The sequence below is a fragment of the Polaromonas sp. P1_H6 genome (assembly GCF_056405195.1).
The window spans coordinates 92537-114231 of record NZ_JBFUCN010000011.1; the positions used below are offsets into that span (position 1 = coordinate 92537).

Genomic DNA, 21695 nt, shown 5'->3' on the forward strand with positions numbered 1-21695 from the left:
ATAGCCGAAAATAGCGTACACGACAAATTCAGCCAACTTTGCAGACCCCACTGCAAACCCCCCAAGGCCTCGATGAACACGACCACCGCCTCCACCGCAAGCTCCCCGGCTTTTCCCGCAGGCGCCTATTCCATACGCCAGCTGCCCATCAACCTCTACGGCGCCGTCATGGGCCTGGCCGGCATGGCACTGGCCTGGCGGCTCGCCGTGCCGGCCTTCGGCGCGCCCGCTGCCGTCGGCGAAGCCATGGGCTTCTTCGCGCTGGCCGTCTTCGTCGCGCACTCGGCCGGCTACCTCGCCAAGCTCGCGCTGCACCGCGATGCCGTGCGCCGCGAATTCACCGACCCGGTCTCGGGTAACTTCTTCGGCCAGTTCGCGATTTCCCTGCTGCTGCTGTCCTCGGTGCTCATGCCCTACGGCCAGGCTTTCGCGCAAGCTTTGTGGACGGCCGGCCTGGTGGTGACCTCTGCGCTGGGCCTGCTGACCGGCAGCCGCCTGCTGCAGGGCAGACTGGCCGCCGCCCACATGCTGCCGGTGTGGATCATCCCCGGCGTCGGCGTGCTCGACATCGGCGTCACCGGCGGCCACATGCCCATGGCCTGGGCCGGTGAAATCAACCTGCTGGCCATGGCCGTCGGTGCCATGGTCGCGCTGGTGCTGTGGACGCTCATCATCCACCGCCTGGCCCACGGTGAACCGCTGCCGCTGGGCATGCGGCCTTCATTGATGATTTTGATGGCGCCCTTTGCCGTCGGCTTCCTGGCCTGGGTCAATGTCTTCGGCCAGGTCGACCGCTTCGCCGGTGCGCTGTTTTACTTCGCGCTGTTTGTCTTCGTGGTGGTTTCGCCCAAGGTGTTCCGGCGCGACGTGCCCTTCTCGCCCGGCTGGTGGGCCGTCAGCTTCCCCATGGCCGCGCTGGCCAGCGCCGCCATCGTCTATTCAGAGGCGCGCGGCGGTGCGGTGCTGCATGGGCTGGCCGGTCTGCTGCTGGCGGTGCTGACGCTGGCGCTGGTCGTGCTCACGGTGCGCACCCTGTACTGGGTGTTCAACGGCAAGCTGTTCGCCACTTAAGCAAAGCCTAGATGACGTTCTTCTCAACCAGGGTCTCGCCCCGCAGCAGCCGCTGCGCCGACAGCGGCGACAAATCCAGGCTGGTGTAAGCCCCATCGCAGATCCACTCCGCGATACCGCGCCCTACGGCCGGCGACTGCTGCAGGCCGTGGCCGCTGAAGCCGTTGGCCAGCAGCAGATTCGGCAAGGCCGGGTGCGGGCCCAGCAGCGCGTTCTGGTCGTACGTGTTGTATTCGTAATAGCCGGCCCAGGCGCGCTGCAGGCGCAGCGCCTCAAAACCCGGCACGCGATGCGCGAGTGTCAGCCAGGCCTGGTCGAAGAGCTCATGGTCCACCTCGAGCGGTGCGTCGTTGTCGTCGCTGCCCTCGGCGGGCGACAGGCCGCAGATCCAGATCTCGCCTTCGGGCCGGAACCACAGGCCGCTGGTGTCAATCACCAGCGGGCAATCGGGTGTCTTCGCAGGGCTGGCGAACGCATACACACAGCGCCTGCGCCCATAGACCGGCAAGTCCAGGCCCGTGCCCGCCAGCAGCGGCCGTGCCCAGGCGCCCGCCGCATTCACCGCCCAGTCGCAGGGCAGTTGTGCGCCACCTTGCAGGTTCACCGCGTTCACGCGGCCCGCGTGGTGCACAAAGCCCGTGGCTTCGGCCTTCAGGTACTTCACACCGAGGCTGCGCGCTTTCTGCTTGAAGGCCATCAGCAGGCCGTAGCCGTCAAACCAGCCTTCACCGCTGAGGCCCAAAGAGCCCAGCGCGAGGTCGTCCACGTTCAGCCACGGAAAGCGTTGCCGCAATGCATCGGGTTCAAGCAGTGCCACCTCCACGCCGAGCGCGCGCTGCGTCGCATGGTTCTCGCGCAAGGTAGCCGCACCGGCCTCCGTCGCCAGGTACAGATAGCCGCGCTCGGCCAGGCCGATCCCGGGCACCTCGCCGTCCACAGCCAGGTGCTGCTTGATGTTGCGAAGGAATTCAATGCCGAACTGCGAGACCGCGATGTTCACCGGCTGCGAGAACTGCTGGCGAATCGAACTCGCCGACAGCGCCGACGAAGCTTGCGCATAAGTCGGGTCGCGCTCCAGCACCGTGATCTCGCCGGCAAAACGCGGATGGCTCGCGAGGAAATACGCGATCGCGCTGCCCATCACGCCGCCGCCCGCGATCACGATTTTTTGTGAAGGTGTTGTGCTGCTCATGTCGTTCAATCTTGTCCTGCGTTCCCGATGCGCCTCATCCTACATGCGGCGCAGCTTGCCCGCGCATTTGTCGCCGTACAGCGACAAAACATGTAAAGCGTGGGCCGCAAATGCAAGCTTGTGTGTGCCGGGTCAACAGCGCCGCGTGCAGGCCGTTGAACACGAGGCTACCGTGACAACAACGGTCCAAGCTTCAATCCATCCTGAAAGGACTTTCTCATGAACAAACTGCTCGCCACCCTGATCGCCACCCTGTTCGTCGGCATCGCTTCCGCGCAAACCGCGACGCCCGCCACGCCCGCCACGCCGGCTACCCCGGCCACGCCGGCTGCCAAGGCGGAAGCCAAGGCCGACAAGTCCGTCGCCGCCGCCGCGAAGAGCGAAGCCAAGGTCGATGCCAAGGCCGACGCCAAAGTTGAAAAGGCCGAAGCCAAAGCCGCTGAGAAAAGCAGCAAGGCCGATGCCAAGGCCGCCAAGGTGAAAGCCAAGGCTGAAGCCAAAGCCGCCAAGGCAGACCCCGAAGACAAAACCAAGGCCGAAGCCAAAGCCGAAAAAGCCGGCGTCAAGGCCGACACCAAGGCCGCTTCCACCAAGGTTGACGCCAACGCCAAGGTCGATTCCCTGAAGGTCAAGACCGAGGCCGACAAGGCCAATGCCAAGCTCGACACCAGCGCCGCCAAGGGCGAAGCCAAGGCCGACGTGAAAGCCGCCGGCAGCAAGTAATTGCCGTTGCGCAAGATGGGCCGCTGATCATTGATCAGCGAGCCCAACAAAAAAAAGGGGGCAGGTTTATCACCTGCCCCCTTTACTTTTTGCGCTTCGAATCCTGCGCCGGTTTGCGTTCCTCAGCTCTTCTCAATCTGCTGCTTCGCGTGGGCCGCGCCCGGCCCCGTGGGCGCCAGCTCCAGGTAGGCGCCGAAGGCCTTCTTCGCCTTCTCGCCGTCACCGGCCTTCGCATGGGCATCGCCCAGGTTCAGGTAGGCGACCGCGCGCGAGGGGTCCATCTTCACGGTGTTCTCAAACCAGCGCGCCGCTTCCTTGAACTTGTCCTGCTTGAAGTAGACGAAGCCCAGGTTGTTCGCGGCCAGCGCGAAGTCGGGACGCAGCTTCAGCGCCTCGGTGAACTGCGCTTCGGCTTCAGCATAGCGTTTTTCCTTGTAGAGCTGCAGGCCGCGGTCGTTGGCGCGCTGCGCCAGCTGGCGCGCCGAACTCGGCACGGCCAGCGGCGTGACGATCTTCTGCTCGCCGCCCTGCAAGTCTTTCACCATCACCGTGGCCGATGCCGGCAAGGCGAGAGGGCTGTCGCCCGTGGTGGTGGGCGCGGCGGCAACCGCCGGCGGCCGTGTCGCGTCCAGCTTGCTGTTCAGCGCGATCGCGTCCAGCGGAAGCTGGCTGGTCTGCGCGCTCAGGAACTCCGCTTCCGCCGGCAGCGCGAACACAAAGTCGCCGCCTTCCGAACCCGGCAAGCTGCCGAAGGCCGGCGTCTGCCGCGACACCGCGGCCACTGCCGGCGCCACATAGGCGGCCAGCTCGGTCGCGGTGATCAGGCCGTCGCCGTTGAGGTCGGCCTTGCCCGTCAGCGCCTGCAGCAGCGTCCAGGTGAACACCGAATGCCCGTTGGGCCCGCCGTCGGCCACCAGCTGGTCGGCGCCGCCCGCCGTCAGCATCTGCCGGCCCAGGCGCTTGGCGTTGTCGCGCAGGAAGTTGCCCGAGCCCGCACCGCGCGTCAGCCCCAGGCCGCTGTAGCAGGCATCCATCACGAAGAGCACGTGCTTGGCCGTCAGGCTCTCGGCGATGTTCTGCAGCTCCGTCATCGGCACCGCGTCGGTCGCGAGCTTGTTCGGGTCTGAATCGGCCGGAATGATGTAGCCCAGGTCGCGGCCCGAGCTGAGCTGGCGCGTCGCGCCGTGGCCCGCGAAGAACACAAACAGCCGGTCGTTCTTTTTCATGCCGCTGCGCGCCAGCTTGTCGTTGAATGCCCCCAGGATGCCGGCGCGCGTCGCCTCGCGGTTCTCCAGCGACAGCACGTGGTCCGCGCTGAAGCCGAAGCGCTGCACCAGCGCCTCGCGGATCGCCCGCGCGTCGCGCACCGCGTACTGCAGCTTGGGCCAGTTCGCATAGTCGTCGATGCCGATCACGATGGCCCATGAATCGCTGTAGCCCGGGTTGGCCGCCACTGGCGCGGGCATGGCCGTGTTGTTATTGCCGCCCTTGGCCACGCTGAAGCCGTTGCCGTCCCAGCCCGCGAACTGATAGCCCTCGGCCGACAGCCGGTCCAGGATCGCCGGCAGCGCTTTCACCGTGCGCTCATGGATGTCGTGGAACAGGATGATGCCGCGGCCTTCCTTGTCCACCGTGCGCAGCACGCGCTCCACGATGGAGCTCGGCACCGGGTCGGCCCAGTCCAGCGAATCGATGTTCCACATCACCGAACGCAGCTGCGCGCCCGACAGCAGGTCCAGGCCCTCGTCGTTGCGCGCGCCGTAGGGAAAGCGGAACAGCGGCGAACGCCGCGCGTCCACAGCCTTCAGCAGCTCGTCGGTGCCCATCACCTCCGACTTCAGGCCCTCGCCCTTGAGTTTGGACAGCTGCGCATGCGTCATGCTGTGGTTGGCCAGCGTGTGGCCCGCCTCCAGCAGCTTGCGGCTCACATCGGCGCGCGGGCCCAGTTTGGTCTTGCCGTCGGCCGCCACCGTGCCCAGGTTGCTGCCCACCTGGAAGAAGATGCCCGGCGCGCCGTACTGCTTGAGGATGGCCGCGATCTCCGCCGTGTACACGCCGTGCGGGCCGTCGTCGAAGGTCAGCACGATGGTCTTGGGCGGCAGGCTGTAGCCGAACACCTCGCCCTCTTCCTCACCCTTGGCCTTGCGCGTGGGCGCCTTAGGGGCGGGGTAGGGCATCACCACGCCGAAGTCCTTCAGGATCTGCGCGCGCGTGTACAGCTTCTTGAGGCTGGCCACATAGTCTTCCCAGCGCTCGCGCTTGAGTTCAATCGCGCGCGGCTCAAAGCGGCCGAACACCAGGCGGATTTCTTTCTCGTAGTTGCGCTCGATTTCCTGCAGCGCGTCCAGGTCTTCGCCGATGCGCTTGTGCAGCTTGATGGCCGGCAGCGAGGAATCCGCCGCCACCGCCGCCTGCAGGCTGCGCAGCAGTTCGCGAAACGCCAGGCGGTCCGCGTCGAACAGGTTCTTGTCGCTCTCGATGTAGTCCAGCAGGCCGGCCACCGCATCAAAACGCTGCGCGTTGCCCGAGGCCGCCAGCGCCGCCATCTGCGCCTCCAGCGCGGCCACGCGCTCGCGGTTCTCATGGAACAGGCCCTGGCCCACCTGGTTGGCCATGGCGCGCTCGTTCACACCCAAGGCTTTTTCGTCGGCGAACAGCACGATGATCTTGCGGTAGCCGGCCAGCAGCTCCTGCATGCCCGTCAGCAGTTTGCTTGTGTCCAGCGGCTCGGCGGTCGCCACCGCCACCGCGGCAACTGCCGCTTTGTCCTGCTTGCCGCGCCAGGCCCGGCTGTCCAGGCCGATGACGACGGCCGTCCCCACGGCCAGCAGCAGTACAGTCCCCGTGGCCGCCAGGACCAGTTTTGTTTTTGGTGTCATGGTGTTGTTGTTATGGCAAGCCCGGCCGCGCCGGGTATTGGTTCATCGCCCTCCGGCGCGCCCCAGGCCCTGCCTGTGGCGGCGCACCCCCTGTGCGGTGGATCATAGCTTTGCGCCGTGGGTGGGCTGCAGGCGCTTTGATTCAACTCCCTCTCCCGCTGGCGGAAGGAGCAAGGCTACAGGGACTTCGCCAGCGACTCCATCAACGCCCTGAGCCACATCTGGGCCGGGTGCGTGTCGCTGCGCCTGTGCCAGAGGAGGTCGAACCGCACTTCCGGCAGCGCGACCGGCGGTGGAAACAGCACCAGCATGCGCCGCGCCGGTGAATGCAGGGCCACGCGTTTCATCACCGTGGCCGTCATCCGGGTCTGGGCCACCACCGCCGGCACGGCAAACATCTGCGGCAGGCTCAGCGCCAGCGTGCGGCGCTTGCCCAGCCGCGCAAGCGCTTCGTCCACCAGCCCATGGCGGTCGCCTTCGGGCGAGGCCAGGACGTGCTGCAGCGACAGAAAGGTTTTCATGCTCATGCCGCGCCGCGCGTCCGGATGGTCGCGGCGCACGATCGTGACGAAGTCGTCACGCAGGATGGGGCGGGTCAAAATCCTGCTCTCCGCCTGCGTCGGCGGAACGCCCACCGCCGCATCGATCAAGCCGGCGTCGAGCAGGTCGACGGCGCTGTCGCGGCTGCTGAAACTGCGCACGCTCAGCGAGATGCCCGGCGCTTTCTTCTCGAGCGCGCCCAGCAGGGCGGGCAGCAGCACGAAGGCCGGGTAGTCCGACAGGCCGAGGGTGAAATCCATGCTCACCTTGCCCGGGTCGAACACGGGCTTTTTCACCAGGACCGCCTCCAGTTGCCGCAGCGCCTCAGCCACCGGCCCGGCGAGGTCCCTGGCGCGCGGCGTGGGCAGCAGGCCCTCGGCGCTGCGCAGAAACAAGGGGTCTTCCAGCAGCGTCCGCAGGCGCGACAGCGCGGCGCTCATCGCCGGCTGGCTCACGCCCACGCGCACCGCGGCGCGGGTCACGTTGCGCTCCTCCATCAGCGCGGCAAAGGCCGCGAGCAGGTTCAGGTCAACACCATGAAAATCCATAAATCAAATACTCATTTATACAGATCATTTGTTGGACAGATGGTAACGCGGCGCCCAGAATTCCGCCATTGCTTCATCACACCAACACAAGGATCACCGCAATGAGCAACCCAAACCCCGGCAGCCACGCAACGCAGCAGCAAGCGCAGGACCTGGCCCGGCGCCAGTCCATAGACCTGCTGTACCGCGCCTTCAGCGACCAGAACCCCGACCTGATGGACGCCGCCGTCACCGCCGACTGGGACGACATTCCCCTGGCGCCCGGCCAGGGCCCCGGGCCGGAAGGCCTCAAGCCCATCATCCGCGGCTTCATCGAAGCGCTGCCCGACGTGCGCATCACGGCCCACGATGTGCTGATGAGCCAGGACCGTGCCGCGGTGCGCGCCGAGATCACCGGCACCCACCGCGGGCCGCTCTTCGGCATTGCGGCCACCGGCAAAAAGGTCAGCTTCCGCATCCATGAGTTCCACGAATTCGAGGGCGACCGTATCAAGCGGACCTGGCACCTGGAGGACTGGTTCGGCCTGTTCCTGCAGCTCGGCGCTTTCCCCGCGCTCAACAACAACTGAGCCATCGGGAACCAAGCCATGAAGACACTTCGTATCCTCGAATTCGGAAACCCCAGCCTGGCCGTGCTGGACGACGTCCCGGCGGCCGAACCGGGCCCGGGCCAGGTCTTGCTGCGCATCGAAGCCGCGAGCGTGAACCCGCTGGACCTCAAGATGCTGGCCGGGTATATGCAGCAGGTGTTTCCGGTGAGCCTGCCCTACGCGCTGGGCACCGACCTGGCCGGTGTGGTCCGGCAGGTCGGCCCCGGCGTGGCCGGTTTTAAACCCGGCGACCGCGTGGTGGGCCGCCTGGAGCCCACCGCCGGCGGTGCGTTTTCGCAGGCGGCCGTCGTCCCCGCGGAAGCCCTGAGCCTCGTGCCGGCCGACATGAGTTTCGAGCAGGCCGCCGCATTGCCGACGGCCGCGGGCACGGCCTGGCTGGCCCTGTTCGGCGCCGGCAAGCTGCAAGCCGGGCAGCGTGTGCTGGTCCATGCGGCCGCGGGCGGTGTCGGCAGCTTCGCCGTGCAGTTCGCCCGGCAGGCCGGGGCGCATGTCATCGCCACCGCCTCGGCGCGCAACCTGGGCCTGGCCGGGGAGCTCGGCGCCCACGAGGTGATCGACTACCAGCGCCAGGACTTCGCCGGCCTGCTGCGCGGGGTGGACCTGGTCCTCGACACGGTGGGCGGTGACACGCTCGAACGTTCATGGCAGGTGCTCGCCCCCCAGGGCGCGGTGGTCAGCACCGTCGACTTCGCCGTCAAGCCTCGCGGCAGCCAGCACGGCTCCTTTGTGTTCTTCAACCACGATGCCGCGGCCCTGTCCCGCATCCTGGAAAGCTTCAAGGCCAAGCAGCTGCAGATCGTGCTGGACACGATTCATCCGCTCGATGACGCGCGCGCCGCGCTGGAGCAGGTGGCGGGCGGCCACGCCCGCGGCAAGGTCATCGTGCGGCCCTCGCACTGAGGCGCTTGCCAATCCATTTACCCACACGGAGATCAACACATGAAAAAAACACTCACGGCCCTCGCCATGGCAAGCGGCCTCGCCGGTGCGGTCCAGGCCGCCGACCAGGATGTGGTCCAGGCGCTCTACAGCGACGTGCTGAGCGGCACCACCAGCCCCGACCTTCCGGCACGCATGGCCAGGGTGCTCTCACCCGACTGGCGAAGCATCGGCGACTACGCGAGCCCGGTGAAGACGCGGGACCAGTTCCTGGCGCAGCTGCAGCGCGTCGGCAGCGCCCTTCCCAACCTGAGCTGGAAGGTCGAAGAGATTTTGCAGGTCGGCAATCGTTTTGTGGTTCGCGGCCGTGCCACCGCCACGCCCGTCGCTCCCTTCATAGGGGCGCCCTTCACGGGCCGCGGCTTCGAGATCATGGCCATCGACATCCACACCGTCGAGGACAACAAAATCGTGCTGAGCTACCACGTGGAAGACTGGCATGGGGCTGTCGAGCAGCTCCAGCGGCACTAAAGCCGCGCGAGCGTGCAGGGGCGATCAAGGGCCCACGCGCTTGTCAGCGCATTCCCACTCCCCAGGGCTACACCGGCTGTCACCGAGCCGCCGCGCCCGCCGCGAGCATGGAAGTTTTCAAACAGGAGATTCCCATGCACATCATTCTTGGTGGAACCGGGCACGTCGGCTCGGCACTCGTTAAACGCCTGATCGAAGCGGGCGAGCCCGTCACCCTTGTCACACACGACCCCGATAAGTCCGGCAGGGCCGGCAAGGCCAAGCACGAAGTGCCCCAGCGGGCCAAGGTCGCGCTGGCCGACGTCCATGACGTACCGGCCCTGCGCAAGGTATTCCAGCAGGGCACGCGGCTCTTCCTGCTCAACCCGTCCGCCGCCCCCTCCGTCGACACAGATGCCGAAGAGCGCGCCACGGTGAGGTCCATCATCGAAGCGCTGCAAGGCACGCGCCTTGAGAAGATCGTGGCCGAGTCGACCTACGGCGCGCAGCCCGTCGAGCGCGCGGGCGACCTGGGCATTCTTTACGACATGGAAAAAGCCCTCGAGGCCCAGCCCATTCCCTTCAGCGTGATACGCGCGGCCTACTACATGAGCAACTGGGATGCGTCGCTGCAGACGGCGAAGAAGGAAGGCGTGATCGACTCCATGTTCCCGCCCGACTTCAAATTGCCCATGGTCGCGCCGCAAGACCTGGGCGAGTTTGCCGCGCGGCTGATGACGGAGCCGGCTGAAAAAACCGGCGTCTTTTATGCCGAGGGCCCCGAACAATACGGCCCCGGCGATGTGGCCGCGGCTTTTTCGGAGGCGCTGGGCAAGCCGGTGTCGGTACGCGTCGCGTCGCGCGAGCAATGGGTAGAGGCTTTCCAGGCGATGGGCTTCTCGCCCGCCGCGGCCAAGTCCTATGCCGAGATGACGCGCCTCACGCGCGACCGGCCCTATACCGCCGATGCCCCCGTGCGCGGCCGCACCACGCTGCGCGCCTATGTGCAGGCGCTGGTGGGGCGGCAGGCCTGACGTCGCGGGCCTTGCGCGGCATAGCGCAGCGGCCCGAGGGCTGGCATCATCCACCCCATGCCCACATCGCCCCCGCACCAATGCCGCGTCCTGGCCACGCCCTGGGAAGGCGTGTACGGCACGCACATTGAAAGCGCCCGCCACTACCGCCGCCATTCGCATGCCGTCTTCGGCATCGGCCTGATGGAGCGCGGCGCGCAAAAATCCGCCAGCGGCCGCGGCCAGGTCGAGGCCTATGCCGGCGACATCATCATGTGCAACCCCGGCGAGGTGCACGACGGCCAGCCGCTGGGCAGTCCCTCGCGCCGCTGGCGCATGCTCTACCTGGAGCCCACCGCCATGGCCGCCGCGATGGGCGAGCCTGGCGGCGCGGCCGGGCTTGAACTCACCCAGCCCGTCGCGCAGGACCCGCGCCTTCGCCTGGCCTTGCATGAGGTGCTGGACCAGCTTCAGCACGGCGGCGGTGGGAGCGGCCCGGTTGCATCAGCCCACGCGCTTGCCTGCGACGAGGCGCTCGCGCGGGTCTTCGCCTTGCTGCCGGGCCGCCACGCCTTCGCCCCGGCGGCCGTGCCTTCCGCAAAATTTTCCAGCGCCGCCACCGTGCGGATACGGCGGGTGCGCGATCACCTGGCCGCCGACCTGTTCATGCCGCCCACGCTGGGCGAGATGGCGCTCGCGGCCGGCCTCAGCAAATTCCAGCTGCTGCGGCATTTTGAAAAAGCCTTCGGCCTCACGCCCCACGCCTGGCTGCTGCAGCAGCGCGCCGAACGCGCGCGCGGCCTGATACGCGGTGGCGCCGGCCTGGCGCAGGCGGCCGCATCCTGTGGTTTCGCCGACCAGAGCCACATGACGCGGCTGTTCACGCGCCAGTTCGGTTTTACGCCCGGCGCCTGGCAGCAAGCGACGGCGCGCAACACCGCCAAGGGCGCGCTGCAATAACGTTCAAGACGCGGGCCGGCCGCAAGGGGCAGACTGCGCAGTGTTTCATCCCGACCACCGGAGCGCCGCGCATGTTCTTTCGCCATTCAGAAGCCCTCTGGGCCGAGCACCCCGAACTCGTGCCCGGCGTGCTCTATGCCGACGGCATCAACGCCAGTGCCGACGTGGGCCCGCAAGTCGCCCGCTTCAACGCCATCGCCGCGTCCCGCCTGGCGCAGGGTAGCGAAGGCGAGTTCCCCGAAGTGCAAGCCTGGCGCCGCACGTTTTCAAAAATGGGCCTCAAGCCCACGCAATACCGCTGCGCGTCCGAATCGCTGCTGCGTCGCTTCCGCAAGGAAAACGCCCTGCCGCCGCTGCACCCGCTGGTGGATTTGTGCAATGCCGTCTCACTCGCCTTCGCGATCCCGATTGCCGTGTTCGACGTCGACAAAGTCTCGCAACAGTTGGAGGTGCGCCATGCCACTGGCAGTGAGAACTACCTGAGCTTCGGCGCAGAGATCGAGCATCCGGAACCGGGCGAGGTGGTCTTCGCCGATGCCGCCGAACCCGCCAACGCTCATGCGCGCCGCTGGACCCACCGGCAAAGCGGCCTGTCCGCCGTGAGCGCCGGCACGCGCAGCGTGCTCATCGTGGCCGAAGCCCTGCATGTGTCGGCTGCGGAAGATGTGGGCCGGCTGGTCGGCACCCTTGCGCAGGAAGTGGCGGCCGTCTGGCCCACTGAGCCGAGGACCCAGCTGCTGAGCCGGGTGTCGCCGCGATTTGAGTTTTAAGCCTCCCCCGATTTAGCTCCCTCCCCCACTGGGGGAGGGCGGGGGTAGGGGCCAGCAGCCTTCGATAGACGCTCAGCGAAATTTCAAGCGCCGCCGGCCCCCATCCCAACCTTCCCCCAGCGGGGGAAGGAGAAAAGCGCAGCCTCAAGGCTGCTGCTTATTCACAAACCCAATCACCAGGCCCCGGGCCGTCACGGTGATGCTGCCCGGCTGCACGCCCATGCTGTCGGGCAGCGCCAGGTCTTGTGACGTGAGGGTGTGCAGCACCGCGCCCTGCAGCGCCTGTTCCGCCAGCTGCGGCCCGTAGCTGGCCAGCAGCATCGAGGCCTCGGGCGGCAGGCCCTCGAATTGCAGCGCATTCACGCGCAGCTCGTGCGCGCGTATCGTCATGTCGCTGGCCTCATAACGCAGCGCAAAGTCCAGGTCGAAGGTGCCGGGGTAGGCGCGCCGCAGCGCCTGGCCGCCGGCTTCCACCGCCATCACGGCGCCCAGCCGGTTCTGTTCGGGGAGCATGCGCAGCCGCGGCGCTTGCACCGTGAGGTCCATGATGCCCTGGGCGCGTTTGCGCAGCGGAAAGCGTTTGGCAATCGCATCCTGCAACTGGGCGGTGGTGACGGTATAGCTGGGCTGGGCCTGCGCGCCGGACAGCGCCAGCCAGGCCGCGCCGCCCAGGGCCAGGCGGGTGGAGGCGGCCAGCAGCCGCCGTCGTTGCATCAAAGGGTGTGGGTTCATCATGGCTTCGATGCTGCATCGAGGGATTGGTTTCCCGCGTCAGCCAATGCCGCCATCCAATGGAAGTGCGCGTAAAGTTCACGCGCCCGAACGTAACAAACGCTGGCTAGCGCCCCACCACCGACCAGCCGGCCTTCTGGTTGGTCTTGTCGTTCTCGTATTCCCAGGCCGTGCCGCAGCGGTCGCATTTGTAGCGCGTGATGGTGACCAGGCCGTGGCGCCGCGTCTCATGGCGCGGGTCGCCTTGCACCAGCTCCGGGTGGCCCGGCGCCTTGCGCCAGTTGCGCTGTATGCCCGCGCAGGAGTCGCACAGCTCCATCTTCTTGAGTTCCTGTTCGCGCTGGGGGTCTTGGGTCATGGGCTGCTTTTGTCGTGGAGTCGTTGTGAAATCGGTCGGAGTCCCCGATTGTCGCCTGTGCCTTTCCTCGCCGCCAGGGTGGCGACCACGTTGGCGCAGGGGCGATCATTTGACCGTCCCTTACGGCAGGCCTATTCTGGAATTGCCCAGTCACTTCATTCGGGAGATACACCATGTACAAGCGAATTTTGCTGGCTTACGACGGTTCCGAATCCGGCCAGAAAGCCCTGCTGGACTGCCGCGAGATCGCACAGTGGAGCGGGGCCGCCTTGACGCTGATCGCCGTCACGCCGCTACAGCGGCAGGTGGTCGCCGCCGAAGGCGTGATCTACGAACAAGGCATCGCCGACCAGGAAAGGGAACGCTACAGGGGCATCCTCAACGACGGCTTGCGCCGGCTCATCGAAACCGGCCACGAGGCCAGCGGCGAAGTGCTGTACGGCGAAACCGTCGATGAAATCGCCCGCTACGCCAAGCAGACAGACGCCGACCTGATCGTGGTCGGCCACAAGCACCTTGAGGGCTGGGCCGCCCGCTGGTGGCGCGGCTCGGTCTCCAAGTCCCTGATCGCGCAGGCGCCCTGCAGCGTGCTGGTGGTGATCACCCGCTAAGGCGAGGCGCGGGCCCGGTCCGCCCCAATCGGCCGGTCAACAAAAGGGTTTCCAAAGAGGGCTTGACTTCGAGTGCGCTCGAAGTTTTAAAGTCCTCACATGTCCGACGCACCCACCCTTTCCTTGAGCATCGCCGAAGCCGCGGAAGCCTCCGGCCTCAGCGCCTACACCCTGCGCTACTACGAGCAAATCGGCCTGATCGCCCCCATAGGCCGGCGCAGCGGCGCGCGCCGCTACAGCGACGCCGACATGCGCTGGCTGGATTTCCTGGTGCGGCTGCGCGCCACCGGCATGTCCATGCGTGACATGCAGCGCTACGCCCAGCTGCTGCGCCAGGGCAATGCCGCCGCCAGCGTGGCCGAACGTCAGGCCCTGCTTGAAGCGCATGCCGAGCGCCTGGAAGCCGAGATACGCGCCCAGCGCGAAACCCTGGCCTACATCCGCAAAAAAATCCGCCTCTATGAAGAGATGCGCACCGAACCCAAGCGTGCGTGAATTCTTCTGGAACCACTTCACCCCCTCATTTAAAAGGACAAAAAACACCATGATCAAAACCCGTACCCTGGGCCGCAACGGCCCCCAAGTTTCCGCCATCGGCCTCGGCTGCATGGGCATGAGCGAGTTCTATTCCAACCGCGACGATGCCGAATCCATCGCCACCCTTCACCATGCGCTGGACCAGGGCCTCAACTTCCTCGACACCGCCGACATGTACGGCCCCTTCACCAACGAGCTGCTGATCGCCAAGGCCATCGCCGGCCACCGCAAGGACGTGTTCATCGCCACCAAGTTCGGCATCACCCGCGACCCGAACAATGAAGGCGTGCGCGGCGTCAACGGCCGGCCTGAGTACGTCAAGGCCAGTTGCGATGCCAGCCTCAAGCGCCTGGGGATTGAGCAGATCGATCTTTATTACCAGCACCGCGTCGACAAGACCGTGCCCATTGAAGACACCGTCGGCGCCATGGCCGAGCTGGTGAAAGCCGGCAAGGTACGTTACCTGGGCTTGTCCGAAGCCTCGGCCGCCACCCTTGCGCGCGCCTGCAAGGTGCATCCCATCGCCGCGCTGCAGAGTGAATATTCGCTGTGGACGCGCGACCCGGAATCTAACGGCGCCCTGGCCGCCTGCCGCGAGCACGGCGTGGCCCTTGTCCCCTATTCGCCGCTGGGCCGCGGCTTCCTGACCGGCGCTTTCAGCAAACCCGAAGACTTGCCCGCCGACGACTACCGCCGCACATCTTCGCCGCGTTTTGCCGAAGAGAATTTCCAGCGCAACCTGGCCCTGGTGGATGCCGTCAAGGACCTGGCCGCGGCCAAAGGCGTGACCGCGTCGCAAGTGGCGCTGGCCTGGGTGCTGGCCCAGGGCGAAGACATCATCCCGATTCCCGGCACCAAGCGCCGTACCTACCTGGACCAGAATATCGGCGCGCTGGATGTGGTGCTCAGTCCCGCCGAGCTGGCCGAGCTCGACAAGGCCTTCCCGCCCGACGCCGCCGCCGGCCCACGCTACCCCGCGTCTTATTTGAGCATGGTGAATCCCTGAAGCTAGAAGCGGATCTCCACCACCGAGCCTTTGCTCACCGCCGACGAAATGGCCCGTGACCATTTGAAGCGCTCGCAGATCCGCTTCGTCAAAAACAGCCCCAGCCCCCGGCCGCCGCCAGGCTTCATCGACGTCTGCAAGGCCGCGCTGTAGCTGCGCGCGGCCTCCACCGCGTCGAAGCCTTCGCCGGAGTCGGTTACCCGCAGCCGTTGCCGCGTGAGGCTGACCGTAACCTCCCCCTTCTGCGTGTTTTCGGCCGCGTTCCTCAGAAGGTTGGCAATGACGATCCTGAGCATCGCTTCCGGCGCATTGACGGAAAGGCTCACGCACTCCACCAGCACAAAGCGCGCGGGCTTGAAGGCCAGCAGGTGCTCATGGTCCTGCATCAGCTCCTGCAGGATCAGGTCGACCCGGGTGCTTTCCGTCCTCGCATGGCCGTCCGGCTCGCGCGACAGGTAAAGCAGGGCGCCCATGGTTTCGGTCAGGTTGTCGACCGTGCCGCGAATCCGCTCCAGCGGCCCTTTGGCCTGCGCGGGAAGGCCCTGCTTCGCCAGCACGTCCACCGCACCGCTGATCACCGCGACCGGCGTGCGGAACTCGTGGCTGGCCTGGTCCAGCAGGCTGCGTTCCCGCTCGATGAAACGCTCCACCCTTTCCAGGTGGCGATTCGCCTGCACCGCGATATCGTGCAGCTCCGCCTGCGGGTAGTCGACCGACAGCCGCTGCGAGGGCTGCTCCGGGTCCAGCGCTTCCATGCGCTGCGCCAGGGCCCTGGCCGGCTTGCGCAGGCTGCCGTGAAGCCAGAGCAGCGTGGCTCCGACCAGCGCCAGGTTGACCAGCACAAAGATCAAGCCCCCAACGCCCACCGTGTTCTGCAGCTGCTCGATGTCGGTCATGTCGATGACGGTGACCACGCGGCCGTCCGCGACCGGTGTGACCAGGGCCGCGTAGTCGTACTCGTCAAACCGGTCCAGGTCCTCTTCGCTGTAGAACCCGGCGGGCAGCGCGGCCAGGTAGGGCGGCATGCCGGCGGGCAAGGCCGCGCCGTTCTTGAGGTGCCATCCCTTGTAGGCGCCCTGTGTCGGCAAGGGCACGGGCGTGTTGCCCGTGCTGCCGGCGATGTAGTGCTGGGTGGTCGAGCGCAGTATCTGCTCCCACACCGGGTGGGTGATCATCACCTGGCCGAAGCCGACCGACACAGTGACGCCCAAAGCCAGCAGCACCCCGAACGCGACAAACAGCGCGCTGATGCGCCAGTGCAGGTCGAACATGCGCGGTTTATTCGCCATCCTGCACCCGCAAGCTGTAGCCCTGCCCGAGCACGGTGTGCAGGATTTTCGGCGCGCCCTCGCCATCGACCTCTTTGCGCAGCAGGTGCATGTGCGACCTCAGGATGTCTTTGTCCAGCGTGCGCTCGCCCCAGATCTGAGACTCCAGGTGTTCGCGGCTCACGATGTGCGGCGAGCGGCGCATCAGCACCTCCAGTATCTGCCGCTTGATGGGTGACAGCGACAGCTCGCGGTCTCCCCGGGTCACGACCAGCGACTGCAGGTTGAAGCGCAGGTCGCCGACCTCCAGCACCTGCCCCGGCGCCTGCGCCGCATGGCTGCGCGTCACCAGCACGCGCAGCCGCATTTCCAGTTCAGGCAGCGCGATGGGTTTGACGAGGTAGTCGTCGGCCCCGGCTTCAAAACCCTGCAGCTTGCTGTCCAGCTGGTCCTTGGCCGTCAGCATGATCACCGGCGTCCTGGACTTGAGTTCATCCCGCAGCTGCGTGAGCATGGTCAGGCCGTCCATGCGCGGCATCATCCAGTCCAGCACGATCGCGTCGTAGTGGTTCGCCTGCACCATGCCCAGGCCGGATTTGCCGTCGGGCGCGGCGTCGGGCTTGTGGCCGCAGGCTTCCAGGTAGTCGTAGATGTTCGCCGCCATGGGCGCGTTGTCCTCGACGATCAGGATGCTTAGCGGGCCTTCAATCATGTCCATCTTGGTTCTTTCGCGCGGTGGTGCGCTGCGCGGCGGGTGTCAGAATTTCCGGGAGACCCCGACAAAAACCGAAGTTACCCCATTTGCGTCCCTGTCCACCAAGGGGCTGTTGCGGATTTTGCTCGGCAGCGCGCTGTAAGACAGGCCGCCCGCCAGAATCCACTTGTCGGCGAAGGGCCGCATCACCTCCACACCGACACGCGGGATCACCGCGCTGCCCGGCTTGTAGTTCACCACACCGCGTGCGACTTCCGTGTCCAGCGTCCCGTAGTAATAGTTGGCCAGTTTGGCCGAGTAATGGCTGACCGCGATGTTGGGCGTGATCGTGGTCGACCCCCACTGCAGCGGATAACCGTATTTGGCGGACGCCTCGTAGCCTTTGCTCGCGCCCGACACATCGGCCTTCAGCGCCAGCTCCACCACGCCCATCTGCCCCTTGAAGGACCCGGCAATCCCCAGGTCCAGGCCGCTGTCGCGGTCTTCCAGCAGGTTGCGGTTGATGCCCCGGGCCGCAAGCTCGGCCACGCCGAAATCGTCTTTCTTGATGCCGGCCAGCCGGGCGCCCAGCGTGGCGTCAAATGTGAAACCGTCGCGGCTGAGCAGGTGGTAACCGCCGCTGATGCCGCGCCAGAAGAACTTCTCGCCCTGGTAACTGACCAGCGGCACCGCGCGCAGCTTGGCGCTTTCCCCCGCGTAGATGTCGGTCCTGGCCGCCACACCGAGGCCCAGGCCCCAGGGTGAGGCTCCCGGCTCGGGCTTGGGCTGCGCGTACGCGCCCGTGGCGCCCATGAGCGCCGACAGCAACACCACACCGGCGGGAACAACAACAGATTTGCGCTTCATAGGAAATTCCTCTTGGACGGTTTTTGGAAAAAAGGCGCCGGCGGACCGCCAGGCTGGACGCACTGTGCCGCGCCGCTGTCGCGGAGATGTCGCGGCCGGGATGCGGTGTGGAAGCACGCATCGCGACATCGCGGCGACAGCAAGCGCCCACCATCGGCGCCTCTGCTTCCCGTTTTCAAAACCGCACACACCAAGATGACTAAACGCCAAGCCCGTCCTTACGCCGCACCGTTCCCAGCCGCGAAGCCCGCAGCCCTTGCCCGCGCCGAAGCAAGCCCCCGCTCGCCCAGACACGACCCGTCCGCCACGGCCGCGCTGCCGCTTTTTTCGATGTTTTTCCTGGGGGCGTGGACCGGCAAGCCCGGCGCGGGGCGCGGGCGCAAGCGATGAAGGTGGCCGCGCGCAACAGTGCTCAGCCAGGTTCGTGACAACAGAACCGGGAACCGGCCCGCAGGCACCAGTTCATCAGACGGGCGTGAACCGATACCCGCCGGCTTGCCTTGTGACGTATCCGATGCCTGGGAACTCCAGGTGGGCGCCGGCGATGAAGTGGCCGGGATTGGCCGAACGCTGCAAGAGGCGCAACCTGGATGCGCGCGCCTTGTCCTGGTCGGCATCAAACTCCCAGGCCAGCTCGGGCCGGTCGAACTGCGCCGCAGGGACGTGGACGGTATCTCCCCAAACCAGCAAAGTGCTGCCGCCGCTTTTCACCTCATAGGCTGTGTGCCCGAGCTCGTGGCCCAACGCGCTCACCGCCGTCACCGACCGCCCGATCCTGAACCCATCGCCGATGGCGACGCGCAGGTTCCGAAACCGCGCAAGCCGGTCTATCCCGTCGAAAAGGGGTATCGCCTGCGAGGGGATCAACAGCCGCTTGAGCTTGGGGAAGGCGTTCGAGCCGTCAGCCGCCACCAGCCCGTTCACGTGGTCCTCATGTGTATGGGTAATCGCCACGGTGTCCACCAGGCGGGGATCAACGCCCGCCTCTTGCATGGACTGGAGCAGCCCGCCCATCGTCGGCTCCCAGGAGTCCGCCGCACCGGTGTCGACCAGGATGTGGTTTTCGCCGTCGATGATCAGGAAGGCATTCACGGACAGCCGAAGCTTCCCGTCCACCAGCGGGATCGATGGCGGCAGATCTCCCTGGAACGGCTGCCCGTCGGGCTTGCGAAGGCGCGTGGTGGGCATGTCCACGTAGCCGTCCCGCAGGGCGATGACCGTCGTCTCTCCCAGGGTGAACCTGACGAAGTTCTGTCCCGCCCCGGTCCGCTGGAGCCTGCCGGCATTTCCGGCAAAGCCTGCCTTTCCACTCGACGACGGTGTGCCATCCATCGCGGTGTCTTCCCTGGCCTTGCGCATCCGCAGCTCCGCGCTTCAGTCGAACGTACGCGCGATGAAGGACGCTTTGGTGCTTATCAGCCAGCGGCCCTCCACCTTGTGCATGACGAAGTGATCATTGAACAGTGTCTTTCCAATCCGCACCCTCACCGTTGCCGTTGAAAGGCTGTCCGAGATGTTCTCCATGGAGAGGATCGCCTCATCCTTGGGCGCGCCGGTGGATTGGGGACTCGGCCTCCCGTGGATGAGCGCCGCATAGTCCGGCGACGACAGGGTTTTCAGCTGGCCTTCATGAAGCCACTGGACAAGACAGCTCGGGTGAAAGACCTTGTTGAAGTCGCGGCTCTTCGGCTCATAAGCCAAGTTGAAATAGTCCTCGATCAAAGCGACTACGGCGTGGGTCTGGGTCATGGTCATTGCTGGCTTTCTTCCATCATTGAAAGACCCGTATAGTGAAGAATTCCCTCGTCGCCGGCTACTGCGAATCGCTTATCGCTGCCATTACAGGAACACATAGATCATGGAAGACCTCGATGGAGGATTGGTGAGTGGCTTGCTTGCCCTTGCTGCCGTAGCCGAATCAAAAAGCTTTGGCCGTGCCGCATCCCGCCTCGGCAAAACCCAGCCCGCGGTGAGCCGCGCTGTCCAGCGATTGGAGGACCGCCTGAGCGCGAAGCTTTTGCAGCGCACCAGCCGGCACGTTGAAGTGACCGACGCAGGGCATGCCTTGTTGTCAAAGGTGCTGCCCTTGCTCCAGGGGATTGAAGAGGCGGCTGCCGGCGCCTCGGGCGAGACCTCGGCCGTCAACGGAACACTCCGTGTGGCCTGCGATGCTGCGTTCGCCCGCCTTGTGCTGGCACCCGAGCTGGCCCGGTTCCTGAAGGACCACCCGGCTCTTCAATTGAAGCTGGAGACCCGGAACGATCTCTCGGACCTGGTGAGCGACGGTTTTGATCTCGCGATACGGTTTGGGCCGCCATCCGTTTCAAGCCTGGTCTGCCGCAGGCTCTACAGTCCGCGCGTCCTGACTGTCGCCGCGCCGTCCTACCTGGACCAACGCGGCCGGCCGAAGTCGCCGAAGGACCTGGTCAATGACGGCCATGAATGCATCCAGGCCATCGACCCGGCTACCGGCAGGCCCTTCGACTGGGAGTTCTGGCGCGGCAATGAGAAGGTCAAAGTGGCCGTGACCGGGAACCTGACCGTCACGGATGCCGGAACCAAAATTGGGGCCTGCCTTGCGGGCTACGGGATCGCCCAGGTCATCGACCTCGGGATCGACACGCACCTGCGTGCGGGCACACTGGAGCCGGTCCTGGCGGACTGGCCTGGCGAGACCTTCCCCCTTTACGTCTACTACCCCAGCCGGAACCACGTGCCGGCCAAGGTAAGAGCGTTCATCGACTTTGTTGCCGGCATGATCCAGCAAGCCGGGTTGTGACGGACTTTGGGGTGGAGCGCTTCAAGTAGGGCAGGGTTGCCCGTCTACTTGTCCCCGTCCAGAAAGTAAGGCGTGTCCTGTATCGCCGCCAGCGGCAGGTAAAAGGTTTTCAGCGGCACCAGCGGCGGCGGTTTCACCGACGTCGAGCTTCCGGCCGCCGCGCTTGCTTCTTCGCCGCCCCCTTCCGCGGGGCGCCTGGCTTCGGCCTGCAGCGGGCGTTTACAGGCTGAGCGTATTTTTTCCAGGGCTTTTTCCGGCACCTCCTTGCGCTCGCCAAAGCGGCTGCCGTCCATAAACAGCACATCGTCTTTCAGCGTGGCCGACATGTTCAGCGGCGGGCTGCCAAAGGCGGGGTCGTAGCCCACGCGCAGCGTGTTCGCATCACCGCGCCGGTACTGCACCACGCGCAGCCGCCTGGGCTCTCCGTTGGCATCCACCTCCGCGTCGCCGATGTAAAAGTAGCGCACCTGCGCCGCCGGCATCGGCGGCAGCTTGTAGCTTGAAGACCAGCCCTTATGGCCGTCCTTGAAGAGCCGGCGCAAGCTGGTGGGCAAGGCCTCGTCGCTGCCCGTGGCAAACGCGACCGACACCGCGCGAGACAGCGAATGGCCATGAAAGTCAAACTCCACGCCCTCTTTCTGGCCTGCCACCGGCCGGCCAGGGATTGGGAAGACGGGGAAGACCGCGCCGTTCAGCCGTACCTCTTGCAGGCGCACACCGTTTCCCTCGGCCTGCCAGCGCCCACCGGCCAGCATGTTCATCGAGCCGCCCCTGAAGCCAAAACAAAAGGTGTTGTCGTCCAACAGCACCAGCTGCGCACGCGAATCGACCGAGTTCTGGCTGTATTCACCCACATAGGGCTGTTCAGCCGGGGTCAGGGCATGCGCGGCGGCCAGCGGCAGCAAGCCGAGGGCGACGGCGGCAAGCGTGGTGCAAAACGGCTGGGAGGGGGAAAGGGAGAGCGGGCGCATGGGCAGTCAGTCCGGTAGGCGAAGCCATGGAATGTATTACACCGGGGCGTTGGATTGAAGATACAAATTGATACAAATAATGAGGGCCGAAGTAAGGCTTGGCGCGAGGGCAATTTCCAGGTTTTCCTGGAGCCGGAGGACGTCGTTTCAGAGGGAAATCAGTGCGGCCCGCCACA

23 protein-coding genes are annotated in these 21695 nt (G+C 66.0%); 12 read left to right on the top strand and 11 right to left on the bottom strand.

The genetic code is table 11. The annotated features are described in order from the left end of the window. Positions 1–72: 72 nt before the first annotated feature. A complete protein-coding gene (locus AC1D1F_RS12270; protein WP_477676508.1) occupies positions 73–1071 on the top strand; it encodes an SLAC1 anion channel family protein in 999 nt (332 codons plus the stop codon). A 7-nt stretch (positions 1072–1078) separates the two neighbouring features. On the opposite strand, the gene AC1D1F_RS12275 is transcribed toward AC1D1F_RS12270, so the two are convergent. Further along, on the bottom strand, positions 1079–2263 hold the full coding sequence (locus AC1D1F_RS12275) for an NAD(P)/FAD-dependent oxidoreductase (protein WP_477696736.1): 1185 nt from the start codon (positions 2261–2263) through the stop codon (positions 1079–1081). Positions 2264–2482: 219 nt separating this feature from the next. On the opposite strand from AC1D1F_RS12275, the gene AC1D1F_RS12280 reads away from it, so the two are divergent. Beyond that, positions 2483–2986 carry a hypothetical protein gene (locus AC1D1F_RS12280; protein WP_477676510.1) on the top strand — a complete coding sequence of 168 codons (504 nt, stop codon included), beginning with the start codon at positions 2483–2485 and terminating at the stop codon, positions 2984–2986. Positions 2987–3108: 122 nt separating this feature from the next. Here AC1D1F_RS12280 and AC1D1F_RS12285 read toward each other — a convergent pair whose 3' ends face one another. Next, positions 3109–5865 (bottom strand): polysaccharide deacetylase family protein, encoded by a 2757-nt coding sequence (locus AC1D1F_RS12285; protein WP_477676511.1) that lies wholly within the window; start codon positions 5863–5865, stop codon positions 3109–3111. Positions 5866–6041: 176 nt separating this feature from the next. Next, the gene (locus AC1D1F_RS12290) at positions 6042–6953 is read right to left on the bottom strand and encodes a LysR family transcriptional regulator (RefSeq protein ID WP_477696737.1); all 912 of its coding nucleotides are present in this window, start codon (positions 6951–6953) and stop codon (positions 6042–6044) included. 101 nt (positions 6954–7054) lie between these two features. On the opposite strand from AC1D1F_RS12290, the gene AC1D1F_RS12295 reads away from it, so the two are divergent. From AC1D1F_RS12295 to AC1D1F_RS12320, 6 genes are all read left to right on the top strand, one after another. Continuing rightward, complete coding sequence (locus tag AC1D1F_RS12295) at positions 7055–7522, top strand: ester cyclase (RefSeq protein ID WP_477696738.1); 468 nt, start codon at positions 7055–7057, stop codon at positions 7520–7522. A gap of 18 nt (positions 7523–7540) precedes the next feature. Next, positions 7541–8464: an NADP-dependent oxidoreductase gene (locus tag AC1D1F_RS12300; protein WP_477675494.1), complete on the top strand. Its 924-nt coding sequence runs from the start codon at positions 7541–7543 to the stop codon at positions 8462–8464. A 39-nt stretch (positions 8465–8503) separates the two neighbouring features. Further along, entirely contained in the window at positions 8504–8974 is a 471-nt protein-coding gene (locus tag AC1D1F_RS12305) for an ester cyclase (RefSeq protein WP_477696739.1), read from the top strand. A gap of 134 nt (positions 8975–9108) precedes the next feature. Further along, positions 9109–9987 (top strand): NmrA family NAD(P)-binding protein, encoded by an 879-nt coding sequence (locus tag AC1D1F_RS12310; protein WP_477696740.1) that lies wholly within the window; start codon positions 9109–9111, stop codon positions 9985–9987. A gap of 57 nt (positions 9988–10044) precedes the next feature. After that, complete coding sequence (locus AC1D1F_RS12315; protein WP_477696741.1) at positions 10045–10926, top strand: AraC family transcriptional regulator; 882 nt, start codon at positions 10045–10047, stop codon at positions 10924–10926. Between the two features lie 71 nt (positions 10927–10997). Further along, a complete protein-coding gene (locus AC1D1F_RS12320) occupies positions 10998–11696 on the top strand; it encodes a B3/B4 domain-containing protein (RefSeq protein ID WP_477675498.1) in 699 nt (232 codons plus the stop codon). A gap of 144 nt (positions 11697–11840) precedes the next feature. On the opposite strand, the gene AC1D1F_RS12325 is transcribed toward AC1D1F_RS12320, so the two are convergent. Both AC1D1F_RS12325 and AC1D1F_RS12330 read right to left on the bottom strand, forming a co-directional pair. Further along, positions 11841–12410, bottom strand: a complete 570-nt coding sequence (locus AC1D1F_RS12325; protein WP_477696742.1) for a DUF1439 domain-containing protein — start codon at positions 12408–12410, stop codon at positions 11841–11843. A gap of 124 nt (positions 12411–12534) precedes the next feature. Then, a complete protein-coding gene (locus tag AC1D1F_RS12330) occupies positions 12535–12786 on the bottom strand; it encodes a hypothetical protein (protein WP_436155460.1) in 252 nt (83 codons plus the stop codon). A 173-nt stretch (positions 12787–12959) separates the two neighbouring features. Between AC1D1F_RS12330 and AC1D1F_RS12335 the strand changes: the two genes are divergently transcribed. From AC1D1F_RS12335 to AC1D1F_RS12345, 3 genes are all read left to right on the top strand, one after another. Beyond that, positions 12960–13397 carry a universal stress protein gene (locus AC1D1F_RS12335; RefSeq protein ID WP_436155459.1) on the top strand — a complete coding sequence of 146 codons (438 nt, stop codon included), beginning with the start codon at positions 12960–12962 and terminating at the stop codon, positions 13395–13397. A 99-nt stretch (positions 13398–13496) separates the two neighbouring features. Beyond that, on the top strand, positions 13497–13892 hold the full coding sequence (locus tag AC1D1F_RS12340) for a MerR family transcriptional regulator (RefSeq protein WP_477675500.1): 396 nt from the start codon (positions 13497–13499) through the stop codon (positions 13890–13892). A 49-nt stretch (positions 13893–13941) separates the two neighbouring features. Next, positions 13942–14940: an aldo/keto reductase gene (locus AC1D1F_RS12345; RefSeq protein ID WP_477696743.1), complete on the top strand. Its 999-nt coding sequence runs from the start codon at positions 13942–13944 to the stop codon at positions 14938–14940. A 2-nt stretch (positions 14941–14942) separates the two neighbouring features. Here AC1D1F_RS12345 and AC1D1F_RS12350 read toward each other — a convergent pair whose 3' ends face one another. From AC1D1F_RS12350 to AC1D1F_RS12370, 5 genes are all read right to left on the bottom strand, one after another. Beyond that, positions 14943–16211, bottom strand: coding sequence for a sensor histidine kinase (locus tag AC1D1F_RS12350; RefSeq protein WP_477675502.1), 1269 nt, complete (start codon positions 16209–16211; stop codon positions 14943–14945). 7 nt (positions 16212–16218) lie between these two features. Beyond that, complete coding sequence (locus AC1D1F_RS12355; RefSeq protein ID WP_477675503.1) at positions 16219–16926, bottom strand: response regulator transcription factor; 708 nt, start codon at positions 16924–16926, stop codon at positions 16219–16221. 39 nt (positions 16927–16965) lie between these two features. Then, positions 16966–17769, bottom strand: a complete 804-nt coding sequence (locus AC1D1F_RS12360; RefSeq protein WP_477697407.1) for a MipA/OmpV family protein — start codon at positions 17767–17769, stop codon at positions 16966–16968. A gap of 465 nt (positions 17770–18234) precedes the next feature. Continuing rightward, positions 18235–19128, bottom strand: a complete 894-nt coding sequence (locus tag AC1D1F_RS12365) for an MBL fold metallo-hydrolase (protein WP_477675505.1) — start codon at positions 19126–19128, stop codon at positions 18235–18237. Between the two features lie 15 nt (positions 19129–19143). Continuing rightward, complete coding sequence (locus AC1D1F_RS12370) at positions 19144–19518, bottom strand: nuclear transport factor 2 family protein (protein ID WP_477675506.1); 375 nt, start codon at positions 19516–19518, stop codon at positions 19144–19146. A 109-nt stretch (positions 19519–19627) separates the two neighbouring features. Between AC1D1F_RS12370 and AC1D1F_RS12375 the strand changes: the two genes are divergently transcribed. Further along, a complete protein-coding gene (locus AC1D1F_RS12375; protein ID WP_477675507.1) occupies positions 19628–20548 on the top strand; it encodes a LysR family transcriptional regulator in 921 nt (306 codons plus the stop codon). 44 nt (positions 20549–20592) lie between these two features. On the opposite strand, the gene AC1D1F_RS12380 is transcribed toward AC1D1F_RS12375, so the two are convergent. Continuing rightward, on the bottom strand, positions 20593–21519 hold the full coding sequence (locus AC1D1F_RS12380; protein ID WP_477675508.1) for a hypothetical protein: 927 nt from the start codon (positions 21517–21519) through the stop codon (positions 20593–20595). Positions 21520–21695 lie beyond the last annotated feature (176 nt).